The organism is Pseudomonas sp. IT-P12 (genome assembly GCF_949767465.1).
In the GTDB taxonomy this organism is placed as follows: domain Bacteria; phylum Pseudomonadota; class Gammaproteobacteria; order Pseudomonadales; family Pseudomonadaceae; genus Aquipseudomonas.
The window spans coordinates 98,142-116,495 of record NZ_CATKPY010000003.1; the positions used below are offsets into that span (position 1 = coordinate 98,142).

At 61.3% G+C, this 18,354-nt stretch carries 21 protein-coding genes; 8 read left to right on the plus strand and 13 right to left on the minus strand.

Annotated elements, in window-relative coordinates:
- The first annotated feature begins 161 nt into the window (after nt 1-161).
- From ACM6IM_RS02140 to ACM6IM_RS02150, 3 genes are all read left to right on the plus strand, one after another.
- Nucleotides 162-398, plus strand: coding sequence for a glutaredoxin family protein (locus tag ACM6IM_RS02140; protein ID WP_192306256.1), 237 nt, complete (start codon nt 162-164; stop codon nt 396-398).
- Between the two features lie 144 nt (nt 399-542).
- Nucleotides 543-848, plus strand: a complete 306-nt coding sequence (locus ACM6IM_RS02145; protein ID WP_414864038.1) for a transcriptional regulator — start codon at nt 543-545, stop codon at nt 846-848.
- Between the two features lie 86 nt (nt 849-934).
- Nucleotides 935-1,825, plus strand: a complete 891-nt coding sequence (locus ACM6IM_RS02150) for a pseudouridine synthase (protein WP_414864039.1) — start codon at nt 935-937, stop codon at nt 1,823-1,825.
- Between the two features lie 57 nt (nt 1,826-1,882).
- On the opposite strand, the gene ACM6IM_RS02155 is transcribed toward ACM6IM_RS02150, so the two are convergent.
- Both ACM6IM_RS02155 and mobA read right to left on the minus strand, forming a co-directional pair.
- Nucleotides 1,883-2,104 carry a YgdI/YgdR family lipoprotein gene (locus ACM6IM_RS02155; protein WP_192306261.1) on the minus strand — a complete coding sequence of 74 codons (222 nt, stop codon included), beginning with the start codon at nt 2,102-2,104 and terminating at the stop codon, nt 1,883-1,885.
- 77 nt (nt 2,105-2,181) lie between these two features.
- The gene (gene mobA / locus ACM6IM_RS02160) at nt 2,182-2,784 is read right to left on the minus strand and encodes a molybdenum cofactor guanylyltransferase MobA (RefSeq protein ID WP_414864040.1); all 603 of its coding nucleotides are present in this window, start codon (nt 2,782-2,784) and stop codon (nt 2,182-2,184) included.
- Between the two features lie 81 nt (nt 2,785-2,865).
- Between mobA and moaB the strand changes: the two genes are divergently transcribed.
- Entirely contained in the window at nt 2,866-3,405 is a 540-nt protein-coding gene (moaB, locus tag ACM6IM_RS02165; RefSeq protein ID WP_157711526.1) for a molybdenum cofactor biosynthesis protein B, read from the plus strand.
- A complete protein-coding gene (glp, locus tag ACM6IM_RS02170; RefSeq protein WP_414864041.1) occupies nt 3,389-4,615 on the plus strand; it encodes a gephyrin-like molybdotransferase Glp in 1,227 nt (408 codons plus the stop codon). Before moaB ends, glp begins: the two co-directional genes overlap by 17 nt.
- A 57-nt stretch (nt 4,616-4,672) precedes the next feature.
- Here the strand turns inward: glp and ACM6IM_RS02175 are convergent, their stop codons facing one another.
- Nucleotides 4,673-4,981, minus strand: coding sequence for a hypothetical protein (locus tag ACM6IM_RS02175; RefSeq protein WP_414864042.1), 309 nt, complete (start codon nt 4,979-4,981; stop codon nt 4,673-4,675).
- Nucleotides 4,982-5,205: 224 nt separating this feature from the next.
- On the opposite strand from ACM6IM_RS02175, the gene yegS reads away from it, so the two are divergent.
- Nucleotides 5,206-6,123, plus strand: coding sequence for a lipid kinase YegS (yegS, locus tag ACM6IM_RS02180; protein ID WP_414864043.1), 918 nt, complete (start codon nt 5,206-5,208; stop codon nt 6,121-6,123).
- Here yegS and ACM6IM_RS02185 read toward each other — a convergent pair.
- The 3 genes from ACM6IM_RS02185 to ACM6IM_RS02195 all read right to left on the minus strand — a co-directional run bounded on the left by ACM6IM_RS02185 (nt 6,107) and on the right by ACM6IM_RS02195 (nt 8,461).
- Nucleotides 6,107-6,766: a response regulator gene (locus ACM6IM_RS02185; protein ID WP_414864044.1), complete on the minus strand. Its 660-nt coding sequence runs from the start codon at nt 6,764-6,766 to the stop codon at nt 6,107-6,109. The two genes, yegS and ACM6IM_RS02185, sit on opposite strands and share 17 nt — an antisense overlap.
- Nucleotides 6,763-7,656 carry a sensor histidine kinase gene (locus ACM6IM_RS02190; protein WP_414864079.1) on the minus strand — a complete coding sequence of 298 codons (894 nt, stop codon included), beginning with the start codon at nt 7,654-7,656 and terminating at the stop codon, nt 6,763-6,765. The genes ACM6IM_RS02185 and ACM6IM_RS02190 overlap by 4 nt, the downstream gene beginning before the upstream one ends.
- A gap of 346 nt (nt 7,657-8,002) precedes the next feature.
- Nucleotides 8,003-8,461, minus strand: a complete 459-nt coding sequence (locus ACM6IM_RS02195) for a hypothetical protein (RefSeq protein ID WP_192306273.1) — start codon at nt 8,459-8,461, stop codon at nt 8,003-8,005.
- A gap of 423 nt (nt 8,462-8,884) precedes the next feature.
- Between ACM6IM_RS02195 and ACM6IM_RS02200 the strand changes: the two genes are divergently transcribed.
- Nucleotides 8,885-9,820: a chemotaxis protein CheV gene (locus ACM6IM_RS02200; protein ID WP_192306275.1), complete on the plus strand. Its 936-nt coding sequence runs from the start codon at nt 8,885-8,887 to the stop codon at nt 9,818-9,820.
- Nucleotides 9,821-9,969: 149 nt separating this feature from the next.
- Nucleotides 9,970-10,776 (plus strand): MOSC domain-containing protein, encoded by an 807-nt coding sequence (locus tag ACM6IM_RS02205; protein WP_414864045.1) that lies wholly within the window; start codon nt 9,970-9,972, stop codon nt 10,774-10,776.
- A gap of 67 nt (nt 10,777-10,843) precedes the next feature.
- Here ACM6IM_RS02205 and ACM6IM_RS02210 read toward each other — a convergent pair whose 3' ends face one another.
- From ACM6IM_RS02210 to ACM6IM_RS02240, 7 genes are all read right to left on the minus strand, one after another.
- Nucleotides 10,844-11,128 (minus strand): pyrimidine/purine nucleoside phosphorylase, encoded by a 285-nt coding sequence (locus tag ACM6IM_RS02210; RefSeq protein WP_192306278.1) that lies wholly within the window; start codon nt 11,126-11,128, stop codon nt 10,844-10,846.
- Between the two features lie 69 nt (nt 11,129-11,197).
- Entirely contained in the window at nt 11,198-11,740 is a 543-nt protein-coding gene (locus ACM6IM_RS02215) for an exonuclease domain-containing protein (protein WP_192306280.1), read from the minus strand.
- Between the two features lie 70 nt (nt 11,741-11,810).
- On the minus strand, nt 11,811-13,772 hold the full coding sequence (locus tag ACM6IM_RS02220) for an acetyl/propionyl/methylcrotonyl-CoA carboxylase subunit alpha (RefSeq protein WP_414864046.1): 1,962 nt from the start codon (nt 13,770-13,772) through the stop codon (nt 11,811-11,813).
- A gap of 111 nt (nt 13,773-13,883) precedes the next feature.
- The gene (locus tag ACM6IM_RS02225; RefSeq protein WP_414864047.1) at nt 13,884-14,681 is read right to left on the minus strand and encodes an enoyl-CoA hydratase/isomerase family protein; all 798 of its coding nucleotides are present in this window, start codon (nt 14,679-14,681) and stop codon (nt 13,884-13,886) included.
- Nucleotides 14,678-15,835: a citronellyl-CoA dehydrogenase gene (gene atuD, locus ACM6IM_RS02230; RefSeq protein WP_192306286.1), complete on the minus strand. Its 1,158-nt coding sequence runs from the start codon at nt 15,833-15,835 to the stop codon at nt 14,678-14,680. Before atuD ends, ACM6IM_RS02225 begins: the two co-directional genes overlap by 4 nt.
- A gap of 24 nt (nt 15,836-15,859) precedes the next feature.
- Nucleotides 15,860-17,476 carry a geranyl-CoA carboxylase subunit beta gene (gene atuC, locus ACM6IM_RS02235; protein ID WP_414864048.1) on the minus strand — a complete coding sequence of 539 codons (1,617 nt, stop codon included), beginning with the start codon at nt 17,474-17,476 and terminating at the stop codon, nt 15,860-15,862.
- 3 nt (nt 17,477-17,479) lie between these two features.
- Nucleotides 17,480-18,349, minus strand: a complete 870-nt coding sequence (locus tag ACM6IM_RS02240) for an SDR family oxidoreductase (protein ID WP_414864049.1) — start codon at nt 18,347-18,349, stop codon at nt 17,480-17,482.
- Nucleotides 18,350-18,354 lie beyond the last annotated feature (5 nt).

Consider the following 18,354-nt stretch of genomic DNA (forward strand, 5'->3'; position numbering starts at 1 on the left):
AGCGGCGAGGATTACGCAATTGTTACCAGGGGCGGATGATGTGTGTCAGCCGTTGCCCGAATCTTTCCGAGTTTCGCCTGTGCCAGCGGGCCTGGGCAGTGACTCGACTGCTTCTGATCCCCGGCCTAGAATAAGTGCCTATTTTGCCGGATCCTTCACTCATGCCTCCTGAATGTCAGCTGTTCGGCACCCTGGGGTGTCACCTTTGCGAGCTTGCCGAAGAAGAACTGATGCCGCTGGTCGAGCACGGTTTGCTGGTGGAACTGGTCGATATTGCGGAAAACGAAGACTGGGTCGAAGACTACGGTTTGCGTATTCCGGTCCTGCGGCGCCTGGATACGGGGGCTGAACTCGACTGGCCGTTCGACGCCGAGCAGGTGGTCGCGTTTCTGCGCTGACCGACCATTGCTTTTGAATGTGCTCCAGCATTGGCGAAGCTGGGTTTATTCGGTTACTGTATGTTCATACAGTTAACTGGGTTGCCTGTCCTGTCGTTATCTTTCGGTTCCGCACAGGCAATCGCGCCAGTCAGAGGATGCACCTTGGTCAATGTCGAACAATTGAAGAGCAGCGTTAACCTGATGTCGGCGGACGTCGTGCGGGAGGCTGTCAGTGAGTTGCGCCTGGACGGCCTGGTCACGGAAGGCAAGACACCGTTCAACAAATTGCATTTCAACACCTGTTTTGCCGAGATCGAAGCGCTGTTCCAGCGCGCGGGTTATCACCGCCAGCTGGACGTCGTGGGCTATCAGGGGTTGTTGTATGCACTCTATGATCCGATGCGCTGGGAAGCGGTGGATGTGCTGCGTTGGCTCAAGGAGTACACCGAAGCGGCCGCCAGCGCATAGTCGATCCGAGCCTGAGGATTCTTTTCTAGGCTCGATGAGGGCGCTGCTGGATAATGCGGGCCTGCATCGAGGGTCCGAGCGTCTGTATGTCCACTTCATCATTTTCCGCTGCGCACAACCAGGCCAGTACACTTTACCTGCCTCCGGGGTCGTGGCAGACCGTACTCGATTGCCTGTGTGAACACTTCAGCGCCATTGGCCGCGAGCAATGGCTGGACAGGATTGCCCGGGGGCGCGTCCTTGACGGCAATGGCGTGCCCATTCCCCTGGATCTGGCCTACAGGGAAGGTTTGCGGATTCATTATTTTCGCGAGGTCCCGGACGAGAAGCCCATCCCGGTGATCGAGTCGATTCTGTATGCCGACGAGCATCTGGTGGTCGCCGACAAACCGCATTTCCTGCCGGTGACCCCGGCGGGCGAGTACGTGGAGCAGACCCTGCTGCGGCGGTTGATCCGGCGCCTGGATAACCCGCACCTCGTGCCTTTGCATCGCATTGACCGGCATACGGCGGGGTTGGTGTTGTTTTCCGCCAACCCTCTGAGCCGTTCCGCCTATCAATCGTTGTTTCCCACGCGACAGATCGAAAAACGCTACGAGGCCATTGCCCGAGCGTTACCGGAGTTGACCTTTCCCCTGACTCACAAAAGCCGGTTGATCGATGGCGAACCGTTTTTCCGCATGCAGGAAGGCCCCGGTGCCTGTAACAGCGAGACGGCTGTCGAAGTCCGGGAGAAGAATGGTGATCTCTGGCGTTACGGCCTTTACCCGGTGACGGGCAAGAAGCATCAATTGCGTGTGCACATGACGGCGCTGGGAGCCAGTATCTGCAATGACCCGTTCTACCCGCACGTGGTCAAGGACGCCCCGGACGATTATGCCAACCCCCTGAAGCTGCTCGCCCAGGGCTTGCGGTTCATCGATCCGGTCACCGGTGAGCAACGAGATTTTGCAAGCACGCTGACCTTGTCATGGTGACTGCGTTTTTCAGGCGTAAAAAAGCCCGCATGAAGCGGGCTTTTTCGCATCTGGCTCTTACAGCTCTTTAACGGTACGAACCTGATCCTTGTTGACGCGGGTTTGCTTGCCGTCCAGTTGTTCGAACTCGTAGAAACCGGCTTCGTCGTCATACTTCGGGGTGTCGACGGCCTGGATTTCGCGACCGTCATTCAGGGTGATCACAGTAGGCGATGCGCAACCGGCCAGGGTCGCGAGGCCCAGTGCGAGCATGCAAGTGGCGAGGGTCCGTTGAGTCATGAGTGTATCTCCGATGGGAATTCTTTTGGTCACTGTGGGTGAGACGTATACAACGCGCGCAAGTTCCTTGGCTAGTGTCACTCTGACGCGTTGATGGGGACATTGAGCAATTGCGGCGTATTGAGGTTGGCCAGGCGCGGATCGTTGTCGGGGCATTGCAGCGCGGTGGCACCCAGTTTGCGCATGATGCGACCCGGGCTGCGCTCGCCGTCATGCCAGGCACTTTCGAACGTATCGCGCAGTGCGACGGGAATCACGCTGAGCAAGGGTTCCCAGTGGTCACCGTGTCGCAGCATCAAAGGGTGGTCCGGATGCTGGCTGGCGGTTTCAAGCATGCTGTGCAACAGCGCGGTGTCGATGCGTGGCACGTCGCAGGGCAAGACCATCAGGAAGCGATGGTGAGCGACCTGCAAGCCCGCACGAATACCGGCCAGGGGGCCGGGAAACTCACCTTCGTCATCATGGACCAACCGGTCGGCGTAGGGCGCGTATTTATCCAGATTCCTGTTGCAGGAGATGATCAGGTCGTCGGTCAGCGGGCGGGTCTTGCGTTGAAGATGTGCGATCAGGGGTTCGCCTTGCCACTCGATCAAGCCCTTGTCGCGACCGCCCATGCGTTGGCCGCGTCCACCGGCCAGGAGCAGAATGGAGCAGGGTGGCAGCGGTGTGTTCGAGCTCATGGCAGGTCTCCATGGGAGCGGCAAAAAAAGAGGGCGCTGTGATATAACACCGGGCTGTTTCTCCTACAACTGGATGAGCCTATGAAAGCCAAGGCTGATGTACCTTTTGCACCGCTCAATATCGCGGTGTTGACGGTCAGCGACACTCGTACCCTGGAAACCGATACCTCGGGCCAGGTCTTCGTCGATCGCTTGAGCGCTGCCGGTCATAATCTGGCCGCCCGGGTTCTGCTCAAAGATGATCTCTACAAAATTCGTGCGCAAGTTGCCAACTGGATTGCCGACGATGTCGTACAGGTGGTGCTGATCACCGGCGGCACCGGCTTCACCGGACGCGACAGTACGCCTGAAGCCGTCAGCTGCCTGCTGGACAAGCAGGTTGACGGCTTTGGCGAGCTGTTCCGCCAGATATCGGTAGCGGATATCGGTACCTCCACGGTTCAATCCCGGGCCCTGGCCGGCCTCGCCAACGGCACGCTGGTGTGCTGCCTGCCGGGCTCGACCAATGCCGTGCGCACCGGTTGGGACGGCATTCTTGCCGAGCAACTGGATTCTCGACACCGCCCGTGCAATTTCGTGCCTCATCTGAAACAGGCGGCGCCTTGTGAATCCCGCGGGTAAGCCAGGGAAGACCGGCAGCTTGATGGCGCTCGAAGTGGCGCAGGCGCGCTTGCTGGAAATGGCTGCGCTCTCCCCGATCGTCGAGCGTGAACGCCTGCCGCTGGCACAGGTGCAGGGCCGCGTACTGGCCGATGACCTGGTCTCGACGCTGGATCTGCCACCGTGGCCCAACAGTGCAATGGACGGTTACGCCTTGCGCGCGGCCGATTGGACGGGAGAGCCGTTGCCGGTCAGCCAGAAGGTTTTCGCGGGTAACGCTGCGCAGCCTTTGACGCCAGGGACGTGTGCACGAATCTTCACTGGCGCACCGGTCCCGGCAGGCGCCGACTGCGTCGAGATGCAGGAAAACGCCGAGGTGCTGGCCGATGACCGTGTCCGATTCACCGAGGCGTTGGCGTCTGGGCAAAATATTCGTCCACAGGGCCAGGAAGCCACCGCCGGTGAGCTGATCCTGGCTGCGGGCACGCGACTGGGCTCGATCGAGCAGGGTTTGGCGGCGTCCCTGGGCTGTGCGGAGCTGGACGTGGTCCGCAAGGTTCGTGTCGCTGTACTGTCCACGGGCGATGAACTGGTCGAACCGGGGCAGGCGTTGGGGCCGGGCCAGATCTACAACAGCAATCGAGTGCTGCTGTGCAGCTGGTTGCAACGTCTGGGTTGTGAAGTGATCGACGCCGGCATTCTTCCCGACAACCTTGAGACGACGCGTGCCCGCCTGGGTGAGCTGAAGGATGTCGACCTGATTATGTCGACCGGCGGCGTTTCGGTGGGGGAGGCGGATTTCCTGGGTATCGTCCTGCGGGAAGAGGGCGAGCTGACCTTGTGGAAACTCGCGATCAAGCCGGGCAAGCCGCTGACGTTCGGGCATTTCCGTGGTGTTCCTGTGATCGGTTTGCCCGGAAATCCGGCGTCCACTCTGGTGACCTTTGCGTTGTTGGCGAAGCCCTACCTCCTGCGCCGCCAGGGCGTCACGGAGCTTGAACCCCTGAAGTTCCAGGTGCCCGCCGGATTTGCCTGGCCCAAGGCCGGTCAGCGACGTGAGTATTTGCGCGGACGCCTCGAGAACGGCCGGGCAATCATCTACAGAAACCAGAGTTCGGGCGTCTTGCGCAGCGCTGCGTGGGCTGATGGCCTGGTGGAGGTGCTGGAAGGACGCACCTTGGTCGAAGGTGACAGCGTTGGCTTCATTCCGCTGAGTGAAGTGCTGGGCTGAGGCCTGTCGTGCGCAAACCCGGTTCATTGAGCCGGGTTTAGCCTGTGTGATTGCCGCTTAATGAACCACCAGGGCCACCAGTTGATCGAAGCGGCTGTTGGCGATCCATCCGAGCAGGCCGAGCACCACGGCTGTTCCGCCGGCGGAATAGGCGAGCCTGTGCTTGATGGACCTGACGTCGCACCGGACTTCCTCCATGTCTCTGCGGATGTATTTAAGGTGCGTTTCCAGCTCGACGACACGAGGTTCCATATCAACTTCTCCAGTGGATTGTGCTGTGGTTTTCCGTTCGGTTTGATCAATGGCCCGCCTTTCTGCGAGCGGTGACACCGGAGCGACCGGTGCATGGGTGTCAAGGCTTTGCATGGTACGTCCCTGTAGTGCGGGTGATGACGGGTCAACCTGATCGCCAAGTTGTACCAATCACCCTCGCGGGTCAATTGAGCCGATTCCTCACGTTTTGTAAGAAAAAATCCCGCTTTGTAGGACCTCGCCAGCGTTCAGCTTGAAATAATTCATATTTTTGCGACTTTTATGCGGTGCGCAGGGGTCACATTTCCATACGTATTTCACACACGGGAGTGACCACGATGGGCGAACGCAAGGCACTGTTGATTCTGCACGGTAAACAGGCGCTCAACGAAGAGGTCCGGGCGGCTGTTCAGGATCGGCGTGCACAAGGTTGGGAGCTGGCTGTGCGCCTCACCTGGGAGGCCGGCGACGCCCAACGATGGGTGGACGAAGCGCTGGCGGCGGGATACGAGCGAATCATTGCCGGCGGGGGGGACGGGACATTGCGCGACATTGCCGAGGCCATGGCCGCGCATTCGACGCAGGCCAGTCTGGTGCTGATGCCGCTGGGAACCGCCAACGACTTTGCCCGCGCCGCCGGGGTGCCCCTTGAGCCAGCCCAGGCCCTGGACCTTCTGGATACCGAGCCGCGTGCCATCGATCTCGGCGAGGTGGGTGGGCAGGTGTTCCTGAATATGGCCACGGGTGGCTTTGGCAGTCAGGTCACCGCTAACACCTCCGAGGATTTGAAAAAAGTGCTCGGTGGCGCGGCTTACCTGTTCACCGGACTGTCACGCTTCAGTGAGTTGCATGCGGCTTATGGTGAACTCAATGGCCCGGATTTCCAGTGGAGCGGCGAGTTGCTGGCGCTGGGCATTGGCAATGGTCGCCAGGCGGGGGGTGGGCATGAGTTATGCCCGCAGGCTTTGGCTGACGATGGTCTGCTGGATATCAGCATTCTGCCGGCCCCGCAGGAAGTAGTCGGTACGTTGAAAAGCCTGCTCTCCGATGGCTTCGGGATGGACAGCCTGTTCGTTCGGGCTCGCCTGCCGTGGGTTGAAATCAAGGTTGCGGAAGGCCTCTGCATCAACCTTGATGGCGAGCCTCTGGAAGGCGACAGTCTGCGTTTCTCGGCGCGCCCGGCGGCACTGCGGGTGCATTTGCCGCCTGACTCGCCGTTACTGAGTCATCCGACGGCAATCAGTCATCCAGGCTGATGATCTGCTCGCGCACGGCGAACAGCACCAGCCCGGCCACGTCGTAGATCTGCAGGCGTTTCATGATTTGCGAGCGATGGGTTTCAACAGTCTTGATGCTCAGGCCCAGGCCGTTGGCGATTTCCCGGGTGGATTTGCCGCGAACGATCAGCCGCAGGATTTCCAGCTGGCGCGCCGTCAGGTTGTGCGAGTCGGCGGGGTCGGGCTGCAGTTTCTGGTTTCGGGTCAGCGCCTGGTTGATGACGGTGTGGGCGATGGCCGGGCTGAGGTAGCGTTCGTTATTGCTCAAGGCCATCAGGGCATGCTCGAGCTCGGTGGCCGTGGTGTCCTTGAGCAGATAACCATGGGCGCCGGATTCCAGTGCCTGCATGATCAATGCCGGGTCGGTGTGCATCGACAGGATCAACACCTTGCTGTGCGGATGCAGCCGCTTGAGCCGCTGCAAGGCTTCCAGGCCGCCGGTCTGCTTCATGGAAATGTCCAGCAGGACAATGTCCGGCGTTAACTGCTCGAACATCTCCAGCAACTGCGAGCCGTCGTTGGCTTCACCGATTACCGCATAGCCGGGGATATCCAGCACCAGGGCGCGCACGCCCGCCCTGATCAGCGAGTGGTCATCCACCAGTAGTAAATTACAAGTCAATGCATAACCTTATGGGTACTGGCCCGTTCCAGCGCACGCGGCGCCCAGGGGAAGAGAGCTTCGATTTGAGTGCCTTTGCCGGGCTCGCTGGTCACACGCAGCGTGCCTCCCAACTGGTCGATCCGTTCCGACATCCCGGCCATTCCGCGTTGGCCCTCGCGGCCCGGGTCTGATGCCGGGGCGAATCCCTGGCCATCATCGCTGATCGATAACGTCAGGCCCTCGGGCTGGCGTTGCAGGCGAACCAGCAGGTTGTTCGCATCGGCATGGCGCAGGATGTTGGTGACGGCTTCCTGGGTGATCCTGAAGGCAGCCAGGGCCATTTCTTCGGGGATGCCAGTCAGGCGCGAGTGGCATTCCAGGCTCCAGTTCACCGGTGTATTGGCCAGGGTCTTGAGCAGGTGCGCACGCAGGCTGGCTTCCAGTCCCAGGCTCGTCAACTGCCTGGGGTTGAGAATGGCCGATACATCCCGGACTTTGGTCAGGGTTTCTTCCAGCGTGTCGCAAAGCACGGCGCATTGCTCCTGCAGTTCTTCTGGCATTCGGCGCTTGAGCCATTGCCCTTGAAGTTTGGCGGCTGTGAGCAATTGGCCGATATCGTCATGCAGTTCGCGACTGAGTCGGTGACGTTCATTTTCCTGAACCTTCAACAGTCGGTCAGCCAACTCCTGGGGCTCGAATTTTATCGACTTTCGCGAAAGACCATACTGCACCAGGAGTGCAGCCAGGGTCGCCATATTGAGCAAGAGCAGAATGAGGGGCAGGCGGGTGGACAGGCAAAAGACCGCCAGGTTTCCAAGTGTCGAGCAGGCACACAGCAACAGCGTGAACCGGCGTGCGTTTTCTCCGGAGGGTGGCCACGAGATAATTGACTTGAGGCTGGCGTACATAACGGATGGAGCCAATGGATGTTCGCTGCGGGCAGACCGGTCGAGTTGCCGACGAGTCTCTGTCTGGGTCACTGTTTGCCAATAATTGACTTCAATTAATGGCCGGCATAATACCACTTAAGATACCGTTGGTCGCGTTTGGCAAATATGTCCGAGTCGTCAGGAATTAAAGGTGTAGGACGTTAGTTCCACAATGGGAAAGTTTTCAGAGAGAAGGTTTTTTTGTATCGAATTGTCGTAGGCGCAATATTCAATCGCGTCGCGCAAGTGTATTCAAGTTACCGATTGGTCTCATGGTAAATAAGAATACGAACCACTGCATAGTTGGCAGGAACCCACGACGGGGTTATGGAAAAGAGATAAGCCTGAGCGGTTTTGCGTGAGCCGGTGGATGAAACTGGCTTTGCCCGACCTGGAAGGCAAAGGCTTCGATCAGCGATGTCTGTTCGCTGTCATCCAGGCACAGTTGCCCGGTTGTCTGATCGATCAATTCGAGTTGCCACGCCATCAGGGTGAAGCAGTCTTTCAGTGCTCCCAGTGCCTGGGCATGCAGGTCCATGTGTTGCTGGGCATGATTGAGCAGGCCATGAATGTGCAGCGAGAACTCCGAAACCGCGACCAGCGCGAGGGCGTCTGCCTTGCTGGCCAGTTTCAGCAGGGTGCTCATCATGCACTCGATGGCGTCCTTGTCATTGCTGATCAATTGCAGATGACTCAGGCACTCCTCGGATTTGGCCAGGAGCGTTTCTGCCTCGACGAGAAATTCCGGGAGCCGTTGGGCCCACTCTTTACGGTCGTTCGGCATGCTTATCTCCACAACTTCATGTCAAGTGAGGGCGTGTCGTATGTATTGATGAGGACGGTCTGGAGCCGACGTGGAGGCAGGCAGGGGAGCTCGAGAAGGTGGAAGGCCACTGATCTGCGATCGCACACAAAAGCCTGACTCCATTCATGCAGTGAGAATGGCGTCACATTAATGGCTATTGGATATTGCGAATATCAGGTTGGGCCTGATTGTTGCTCAGGGATTCCCTTACGCACGGGAACCTAACGTGCGAATTGTGGTCGCGCCGCAGGGATTGAAGCAGATGAATTGAGGACGCTAGTAAAGCATGATGTTAATGTGACATCAATGCTGTGCTGGCATTTTGTGCGGGGGTCAAGCTCCGGCCAAAACAGCCGATAACCCTCTTTAGTGAATTCATCAGAACAAGCCCAGGAGTCATTGATGGCCGGCATTCTCGACACGGTAGACCAACGCACGCAACTGGTGGGTGAGAATCGCCTGGAAATTCTCATGTTCCGACTGGCGGGGCGGCAATTGTTCGCAATCAACGTGTTCAAGGTCCAGGAAGTGTTGCAACTGCCGAAGCTGACCCTGATGCCCCAGCGTCACCCGTTTGTCTGCGGTGTGGTCAACCTGCGTGGCCAGACCCTGCCGGTGATTGACTTGTCCCAGGCCATCGGCATGCGTCCGCTGGTGCCCAGTCCGACCAGTACGATCATCGTCACCGAGTACAACCGTTCGGTGCAGGCCTTCCTGGTCGGTGGCGTGGACCGCATCGTCAACATGAACTGGGAAGCCATTTTGCCGCCACCTAGCAGCGCTGGCCGCCAGCATTACCTGACCGCGATCAGCAAGGTCGACGATCAACTGGTGGAAATCATCGACGTCGAAAAAGTACTGGCTGAAATCGTCCCGTACAACGCCAAGGTGTCCCGCGACAAACTTGACGATCCGGTCCTGGAGCGTGCCCGTGGCCGCGAAGTGTTGCTGGTGGACGATTCCAACGTGGCCCTTTCGCAATTGCGCGACACCCTGGGCCAGTTGGGCGTGAAGATGCACATTGCCAGCGATGGTTTGAAAGCGTTGAACATGCTCAAGGGCTGGGCGGACACCGGCGTCAACATGACCGACAAGCTGCTGATGGTCTTTACCGACGCGGAGATGCCGGAAATGGACGGTTATCGCCTGACCACCGAGATCCGCAATGACCCGCGCCTGCGCGGCCTCTACGTGGTGCTGCACACGTCGCTGTCGGGCAGCTTCAACGACTCGATGGTGAAGAAGGTCGGCTGCGACAATTTCCTCTCCAAATTCCAGCCGGACAAGCTGGTCGACGTGGTGCGCCAGCGCCTGATGCTCGACGCTGTGCCCGCCTGACGCCCTACTGTGGGAGCGAGACTGCTATTCGACATTCAGGCTGAATGTGGAATCGCCTTCGTGAGCAGGCTCGCTTCCACGATTTGCGCTTTGATTCGGCGCTGAAGCTCGTATAGGGTGGCGTTTTTTGACCATCTGGGGAGCTGGACATGCTGCGTCTGAGCGCGCTTTATCGTTTTCCGTTGAAATCCGGCAAGGGCGAAGCCTTGAATCAGGTCAGCCTCGACAAGCTCGGGCTGGACGGGGATCGACGCTGGATGTTGGTGGACGAGTCCAGCGGGCGTTTCCTGACCCAGCGTGCAGTGGCGCAGATGAGTCAGTTGTCGGCGTTGTGGAATGCCCGTGGCGGTTTGACCCTCAGCGCGCCGGGCCACCCGGCGATCGATGTCGCCCTGCCGGCAAATGATGCAGAGCTGCGCGGTGTGACCATCTGGCGCGACACCTTGCGCGTGCCCGATGCCGGTGACGAGGCGGCCGCCTGGGTCAGTGGCTTCATCGGCAAACCGACTCGCCTTGTGCAGATACCGCTGGACCGCGCGCGCACTACGCAGGCGGGCTACGGCAAGGACGACGATCAGGTGGCTTTCGCCGATGGTTTCCCCTTGTTGCTGATCGGCCAGGCCTCACTCGAGGATCTGTCGCACAAGGTCGGGCGCCCGCTGGAAATGCTGCGCTTTCGGCCGAACCTGGTGATCGAGGGCGTCGAGGCCTTCGCCGAGGACAACTGGAAGCGAATCCGCATTGGCGAGGTCGAGTTCCGCGTGGTCAAACCGTGTTCACGCTGCATCCTGACCACCATCGATCCGCAGACCGGCGTGCGCAGCGACGACCGTGAACCGTTCGCGACCTTGCAGAAATACCGTGCCCGGGAAGAGGGGGCGATGTTCGGCCAGAACCTGGTCAACGACGGTAACGGTCAACTTGAAGTGGGTATGCCGGTGACCGTGCTGGAATAGACGAGCCTGAATGAAAAATGCCCGTGTCCTGGGACACGGGCATTTTTTTGCGCTTGAAATCGCAGGGTTAGCCGCGGTATTCGCACAGGTAAGCGGTGTCGACGGCCACTTTCAGCTGGAACTTGCTGTTGGCGGGCACGTTGAACTGGCTGCCGGCGTCGAAGGTTTCCCAGTCGCTGCTGTCTGGCAGCTTGACGGTGAGGGCACCGCTGACCACGTGCATGATTTCCCGTTGACTGGTGCCGAATTCGTATTCGCCCGGAGCCATGACGCCGATGGTCGCCGGACCTTCAGCGGTGCCGAACGCGATCGACTTGACGGTGCCGTCGAAGTACTCGTTGACTTTGAACATGGGCGATTCCTCGAAAAGGGCTGAAAAAGGCCGGCCAGTATGCACAAGGCCCCGGGCCGCGTCACCTCTCTAGAGGGGCAGAATCAGCGGTAACAGACGTGCTGTATTGCGCGCATCCTCCAGCGCCCGGTGCTGCTGTCCGTTGAACTGCAGTCCCGCCAGTTGCAGTGCGCCGTTGAGGCCCAGCGGGCGATCCAGCCTCCTGGCCTTGGCAAAGCGCTGCTTGAGGTTCATGTGCGGTACGCGGCTCAGCTGGCTGTCGAGTTGCAGGCGCTGCCATTCCTGAACCAGTTGCTTGCGGTCGTAGTCGCCCCAACTGGCCCAGCCTTCCAGGCGCGAGTGATGCTGGCCCAGCCAGCGTTCGAAAGATGGCCAGACTTCGGTCAAGGGTTGTGCGCTGTCGATGTTGGCCTGGGTGATGTGGGTCAGCTCCCGGCAAAACGCCGTGAGCAGCGGCCGCCGCAGCGGGCGCACGAATCGCTGGAAATGGTCCTGCTCGCGCCCCTGGCGATCCACCAGCGTGGCGCCGATTTCGATGATTTCCATTTCCGTGACCGGCCAACCGCCTTCATCGGTGGTGGCTTCCAGGTCAATGACCAGCCAATGAGGCATTGCAGGGTTCCTGATATCCGCGTGCTGATGCGCTTGAGCGTAGCCAAAGCCGACGCATCCGCCTAGCGGGTTATTCGACCTCCAGTAAAATCTGCCGGTTTTTCACCTGGTCGCCCACCTTGACCTGCAAGCGCTTGAGCACGCCATCAATGCCGGATTTCAGCGGATGCTCCATCTTCATGGCTTCGAGCACCACCAGCAATTGGCCTTTGCTCACCGGACTGCCTTCTGTCACCAGCACATCGACGATCGCTCCGTCCATCGGCGCCTTGAGCGTGCCGGAGCTGGCGCTGGCCTGACGGCTGACCTGCGCCTGTGTGCGGTCCACCAGGCGCAGGCTGCCGGGGCGGGAAAACAGCCAGAGTTGTCCGGCTTCGAGGCGATAGGCATGGCGCTGGCGCAGGCCATCGATTTCCAGGGTGGCCCAGTGCCCGTCGCAGTGAATCACACTCAGGGCGAGCACCCGCGTGCCGACCTCGACGCGATAAGGTTCGCCCTCGACCACGTCGATCTGCACCGGCCAGTCCTGATCCTCGACACCGATGCGGTACTGCAGCGGCACGCTGGCGTTGTTGCGCCATCCGGCCCGTGCGCCGGAATGAGCCTGGGCCGAGGTGTGATGGAACAGCGCCGCCGCCGTCGCCAGTTCTTCGGCGCCGGGAACATGAGGGTGCAGGCACGGATGGTCGGCGAAAAATGTCGGAATGAAGCCGGTGCTGAACGTCCCGCTGATGAACTGCGGGTGGTCCAGCAGGCTGGCGAGCAGGCGCTGATTGCTCGGCAGGCCCAGCAGCACGCTGTCCTGCACCGCCCGCAGCAACTTGCGCCGGGCCTCTTCCCGGGTCGCGCCATGGGCAATGAGCTTGCCCAGCATCGGGTCATAGAACGGGCTGACAGTCTGTCCTTCGACCAGGCCATGGTCGATGCGCACGCCGTTTTGCAGGGCCGGCTGCCAGGCGACGACGCGTCCGGTTTGCGGCAGGAATCCCTGGGTCGGGTCTTCGGCATACAGGCGCACTTCCATGGCGTGGCCGCTGAGTTGCACCTGCTCCTGGCGCAACGGCAGCGGCTGCCCCTGAGCGATGTGCAGTTGCCAGGCCACCAGGTCCAGGCCGGTGATCAGTTCGGTGACCGGATGCTCCACCTGCAACCGGGTGTTCATCTCCAGAAAGTAGAACTGCCCGCGCGCGTCCAGCAGAAACTCCACGGTGCCGGCGCCCACGTAGTTCACCGCCCGACCGGCCTTGAGCGCCGCTTCGCCCATGGCCTGGCGCAGTTCGGCGGTCATGACCGGGCAGGGCGCTTCCTCGATGACTTTCTGGTGACGACGCTGGATCGAACAGTCGCGCTCACCGAGGTAGATCAGGTTGCCGTGCTGATCGCCGAACAGCTGGACTTCGACGTGGCGCGGATCGATCAGGGCTTGTTCGAGGATCAGTTCATCGCTGCCGAACCCATTCAAGGCTTCCGAGCGCGCGGTGCGAACCTGTGCCAGCAGGTCCGCGGCATCGTGCACCAGGCGCATGCCGCGCCCGCCACCGCCGGCGCTGGCCTTGATCATCAGCGGAAAGCCGATGCGTTCGGCTTCGCGGCTCAGCGTCGCGTCGTCCTGCTCGGCGCCCTGATAGCCCTTGATGCAGGGGACACCGGCGTCGAGCATGGCCAGTTTCGACAGGCGTTTGCTGCCCATCAGCTCGATGGCGTCGGGGCTCGGGCCGATGAAGGTGAGGCCGGCCTGCTGGCAGGCGCGCGCGAAGCCGGCGTTTTCCGAGAGAAAACCGTAACCGGGGTGGATCGCGTCGGCGCCGCTGCGGCGGGCGGCCTCGAGGATGGCCACCGTGTTCAGATAGGATTGCTGCACTGGGGGCGGGCCGATGTTGACGGCTTCGTCGGCGATTCGTACGTGCAGGGCATCGGCATCGGCGTCGCTGAACACTGCGACGGTGCGATAGCCGAGGGCCTGGGCGGTGCGCTGGATGCGGCAGGCAATTTCACCGCGATTGGCGATGAGGATTTTGGTGAATCCGGGCATTGGGCTGTTCCTCGAGTGTTGATGTTGCCGGTCAGGCCGTCATCGCGAGCAGGCTCGCTCCCACAGTGGCAACGCATTCAAGTGTGGGAGCGAGCCTGCTCGCGATGCCTTTCAACAGGTCCACCCCGGTTTGCGTTTCTGCACGAAGGCGATGGTGCCCTCGGTTCCTTCCGCGCCAGTCACCGCTTCGCTGAACCACTCGGCCGCCTGATCCAGCAGTTCATCCGAAGGCTGCAGCGCACTGGCCAGCAGCAACTGCTTGGTGGCCGCATTCGCCCCCGGCGCGCAGCACAGCACATGGGCCAACACTTCATCGAGGCGTTCGGCCAGGGCCTGCGGGTCCTGTTCGACAAAGTGCACCAGGCCCATGCGTCGTGCCTGGATGCCATCGAAGCGTGCGGCGGTCAGGGCCAGCCGACGGGCCTGGGTCAAGCCGATACGCTGGACCACGAAAGGCGCGATCTGCGCGGGCAGCAGGCCGAGGCTGGTTTCCGGCAGGCCGAACTGCGCCTGATGATCGGCGATGGCGATGTCACTGACGCAAGCCAGGCCAAAACCACCGCCGAGCACCGCCCCTTGCAGCACCGTGACCACCACTTGCGGCGCGTGTTGCACCGCTTGCAGTAGCGAGCCGAACGCGCGGTTCAGGTCGCGATACGCCCCCGGTCCCTGGGCACGGGCAGCGGCCATGTCCTTGATGTCGCCGCCGGCGCAGAAATGCCCGTCGGCCCCGCCAATCACCAGGGCGCGGATCGCCCGGTCATCACGGGTGGCCGCCAGCACGGAACGCAGTTCGGCGACCATTTGCAGGCTCATGGCATTGCGGCTTTGCGGGCGGTTGAGGGTGATGTGCAGCACGCCGTTATGCCGTTCGAGCAACAACGTCTGACAATCCGGCAGGGTGCTCATTTCTTTTTCCCCGGCAGGATGCCCATGAGTTTGCAGATGATCCCCAGCATGATTTCGTCGGCCCCGCCGCCGATGGAGACCAGCCGCACATCGCGGTAGGCGCGGGCCACCGGGTTGTCCCACATGAAGCCCATGCCGCCCCAATACTGCAGACAGCTGTCGGTGACTTCCCGGCCCAATCGTCCGGCCTTGAGCTTGGCCATCGAGGCCAGACGCGTGACGTCCTGGCCTCTGACGTATTGCTCGGTGGCCTGGTAGACCAGCGCGCGCAGGCATTCGATTTCCGTTTGCAGTTCGGCCAGGCGGAAGTGAATGACCTGGTTGTCGATCAGCGCGCTGCCGAACGTCCTGCGCTCCTTGCAGTACTCGATGGTGCTGTCGACGCAGTACTCCAGGCCCTTGATCATGTTGGCCGCGCCGAACAGGCGTTCTTCCTGGAATTGCAGCATCTGCATCATGAACCCCGCGCCTTCATGACCGATGCGGTTGCGTTGCGGGACGCGCACATTATCGAAAAACACCTGGGCAGTTTCCGAACTGCGCATGCCGAGCTTGTCCAGATGCGAGCTGAGGCTGATGCCCGGGGTGTTCATCGGCACCATGATCAGCGACTTGTTGACGTGCGGCTTGTCATCCGAGGTGTTGGCCAGCAGGCAGATGAAATCGGCGCTTGGCGAGTTGGTGATCCACATTTTGCTGCCGTTGATCACGTAGTCGTCGCCGTCCTTGCGGGCGCTGGTCTTCAAACCGGCAACGTCGGAACCGGCACCGACCTCGGACACCCCGATGCAACCGACCTGCTCGCCGCTGATCGCCGGGCGTAGGAACTGCTCGCGCAATTCATCGGAGCCGAACCGCGCCAGCGCCGGGGTGCACATGTCGGTCTGCACGCCGATGGACATCGGGATTCCGCCGCAATGGATGGTGCCGAACTCTTCGGCGGCGACGATCGAATAGCTGTAGTCGAGGCCCATGCCGCCGAATTTTTCCGGTTTGGAAATCCCCAGCAAGCCGAGTTCACCGGCCTTGCGCAGGACCTCGTGGATGGGAAAACGCCCGGCCTTTTCCCATTCCTCGACGTGCGGGTTGATCTCGTGATCGACGAACTGGCGGACGGTACGGCGCAGTGCTTCGTGTTCCTGGGTGAAGATCATTTTTATTGTTCTCCTCTGGCCGGTTCAGAACCGGGCTACGCCAAAACTGTTGGTGTGCAGTGGCCGCACGTCGGCCTCATGACAGATGTCCAGCAAGTAACCGAGCAGGGTGCGGGTGTCTCGCGGGTCGATCAGACCGTCGTCCCACAGGCTGGCGCTGCCGTACAGCGCGGTGGACTGGCTGTCGAGTTTCTGCGCGGTGACCTGCTCCAGCATGTCGAGCATTTTCGGATCGGGTGTCAGCCCGTCCTTGAGCTGCCTGGCCTCGGTGACGATGCGCAGCACCTTGCCGGCCTGAGCGCCGCCCATCACCGCCGTGCGGCTGTTGGGCCAGGCGAAAATGAAGCGTGGATCCAGGCCTCGACCGCACATTGCGTAGTTGCCGGCGCCATAGGAACCGCCGACGACGATGGTCAGTTTCGGCACCCGCGCATTGGCCACCGCCTGGATCATCTTGGCGCCGTGCTTGATCACCCCCTGTTGCTCGGACTCGGTGCCGACCATGAAACCGGTGGTGTTATGGAAGAACAGCAGGGGTGTGCGGCTCTGGTCGCAGAGTTGAATGAACTGCGCGGCCTTGCTCGCGCCTTTGGGCGTGATCGGGCCATTGTTGCCGATGAAGCCGCAGGCGCGACCCTCGATCTGCAAGTGGCCGCAGACGGTCTGTTGATCGAACTCGCCCTTGAACTCGAGGAAGTTCGAACCGTCGGCGATCCGCGCGATGATTTCGCGTACGTCGTAGGGTTTTTTCGGGTCGTCGGGAATCAGCCCGAGCAGTTCATCGATGGGGTAGCGCGGCGGCTGCCACTGGCGTTCGGGTAACCAGGGCAACTGAGCGTTCCAGGCCAGCATCGCGACAATCTCGCGCACCTGGCGCACGCCGTCGGCATCGTTTTCCGCCAGGTACTCGGCGGTGCCTGCGGTTTGCGCGTGCATTTCGGCGCCACCGAGTTCCTCATCGGTGGCCACCTCACCGGTGGCGGCCTTGAGCAACGGCGGTCCGGCGAGAAACAGCTTGGCCTTGCCACGCACCACCACCACGTAATCCGATAGCCCCGGCTGATAGGCGCCACCGGCCGTGGCCGAGCCGTGGACGACGGTGATCTGCGGCAGGCCCTGGGCCGACATCCGCGCCTGATTGGCAAAGCTGCGTGCGCCTTCGACGAAAATCTCCGTCGCATAATTGAGGTTGGCGCCGCCGCTTTCGGCGAGGGTGATCACCGGCAGTTTGTTTTCCATGGCGATCTGTTGCAGGCGCAGGGACTTTTTCAAGCCGCTGGGGGAAATTGTGCCGCCCTTGATCGCGCTGTTGTTGGCAATCACCAGGACCCGGGCGCCGGACACGTAGCCAATGCCGGCGATCAAACCACCACCGGCCGAGCTGCCGTCCTTGTCGTCATGCAATTTGTAGCCGGCCAGGCTCGCCAGCTCGAGAAACGGCGCGCCGGGGTCGAGCAGCAGGTTGAGACGTTCGCGGGGCAGCAGTTGCCCGCGCTTGTCGAATTTGGGCTTGGCTTCAGCGGCCTTGTCCAGCAGGTTCTGTTCCAACTGACGGAGGTGCTCCACAGCGGCCAGCATGGCCGTTCGGTTGCGGGCAAACTGTTCGCTGAGCGGGTCGATGTGAGACTCGATCACTGGCATGACTTAGTCCTTGTCCTGAAGCACGTCTGGGAGACAGGCGCGGTGGAAGCCGTTATAGGATTCGCTGTGGGTCGCCTTGTGCAGAGGCCATGCCCGTCCGCCCAGGCTGGCGGCACCGTCGATGCGCAAGGTACTGCCGCTGATGAAGGCGGCGGCGGGGCTGAGCAGGAACACGATCGCCGCGCTGACTTCCGATTCGGTGCCGATGCGCTTGAGCGGCACGTGTTCGCGCAAGGTCGGAATCACTGCCTTGAAGGCGCCTTCGTAGGTGTCCATGCCGCTGGAGGCAATCCAGCCCGGCGCCACCGCATTGACCCGCACGCCGGCGTAACCCCATTCGAACGCCGCGGTCTTGGTCAGGTTATCCATGCCCGAGCGTGCCGCGCCCGAGTGGCCCATGCCGGGCATGCCGCCCCACATGTCGGCGAGCATGTTGACGATGGCGCCGCCGTGTTTGCTCATCGACTGGTTGAACACTTCCCGCGCCATCAGGAAGCCGCCCACCAGATTGGTGCGCATCACGGTTTCGAAACCCTTCTGGTTGATTGCGGCCAGCGTCGACGGAAACTGGCCGCCGGCGTTGTTGACCAACCCATGGATCGGGCCGTGCTGGCGGATCAGCTCACTGACCAGTTGCCTGACCGCCTCCTCTTCGCGGATGTCGCACGCCTGCCAATCGGCGCGACCGCCATCTTCGACAATCTCGGCCGCCACGGCTTGCAGCCGGGCGGCCTTGCGCCCCACCAGCAGCACGTGGGCTCCGAGGGCCGCCAGTTCATGGGCGGTGCAGCGACCGATGCCGCTGCCGCCACCGGTGACGATGATGGTCTGGTCGGCAAACAGATCGGCTTTGAAAATCGAATCGTAGGCCACGGCGG

Excerpts from the sequence above, each read along its gene's own strand:
- mobA (WP_414864040.1), bottom strand. The coding sequence starts at position 2,784 with ATGAGCTCGAACACACCGCTGCCACCCTGCTCCATTCTGCTCCTGGCC.
- ACM6IM_RS02190 (WP_414864079.1), bottom strand. The coding sequence starts at position 7,656 with ATGTACGCCAGCCTCAAGTCAATTATCTCGTGGCCACCCTCCGGAGAA.
- atuC (WP_414864048.1), bottom strand. The coding sequence starts at position 17,476 with ATGCCAGTGATCGAGTCTCACATCGACCCGCTCAGCGAACAGTTTGCC.
- ACM6IM_RS02205 (WP_414864045.1), top strand. The coding sequence starts at position 9,970 with ATGCTGCGTCTGAGCGCGCTTTATCGTTTTCCGTTGAAATCCGGCAAG.
- ACM6IM_RS02140 (WP_192306256.1), top strand. The coding sequence starts at position 162 with ATGCCTCCTGAATGTCAGCTGTTCGGCACCCTGGGGTGTCACCTTTGC.
- ACM6IM_RS02200 (WP_192306275.1), top strand. The coding sequence starts at position 8,885 with ATGGCCGGCATTCTCGACACGGTAGACCAACGCACGCAACTGGTGGGT.
- yegS (WP_414864043.1), top strand. The coding sequence starts at position 5,206 with ATGGGCGAACGCAAGGCACTGTTGATTCTGCACGGTAAACAGGCGCTC.
- ACM6IM_RS02195 (WP_192306273.1), bottom strand. The coding sequence starts at position 8,461 with ATGCCGAACGACCGTAAAGAGTGGGCCCAACGGCTCCCGGAATTTCTC.
- moaB (WP_157711526.1), top strand. The coding sequence starts at position 2,866 with ATGAAAGCCAAGGCTGATGTACCTTTTGCACCGCTCAATATCGCGGTG.
- ACM6IM_RS02220 (WP_414864046.1), bottom strand. The coding sequence starts at position 13,772 with ATGCCCGGATTCACCAAAATCCTCATCGCCAATCGCGGTGAAATTGCC.
- ACM6IM_RS02150 (WP_414864039.1), top strand. The coding sequence starts at position 935 with ATGTCCACTTCATCATTTTCCGCTGCGCACAACCAGGCCAGTACACTT.
- ACM6IM_RS02155 (WP_192306261.1), bottom strand. The coding sequence starts at position 2,104 with ATGACTCAACGGACCCTCGCCACTTGCATGCTCGCACTGGGCCTCGCG.
- ACM6IM_RS02225 (WP_414864047.1), bottom strand. The coding sequence starts at position 14,681 with ATGAGCACCCTGCCGGATTGTCAGACGTTGTTGCTCGAACGGCATAAC.
- ACM6IM_RS02210 (WP_192306278.1), bottom strand. The coding sequence starts at position 11,128 with ATGTTCAAAGTCAACGAGTACTTCGACGGCACCGTCAAGTCGATCGCG.
- atuD (WP_192306286.1), bottom strand. The coding sequence starts at position 15,835 with ATGATCTTCACCCAGGAACACGAAGCACTGCGCCGTACCGTCCGCCAG.
- ACM6IM_RS02215 (WP_192306280.1), bottom strand. The coding sequence starts at position 11,740 with ATGCCTCATTGGCTGGTCATTGACCTGGAAGCCACCACCGATGAAGGC.
- ACM6IM_RS02175 (WP_414864042.1), bottom strand. The coding sequence starts at position 4,981 with ATGCAAAGCCTTGACACCCATGCACCGGTCGCTCCGGTGTCACCGCTC.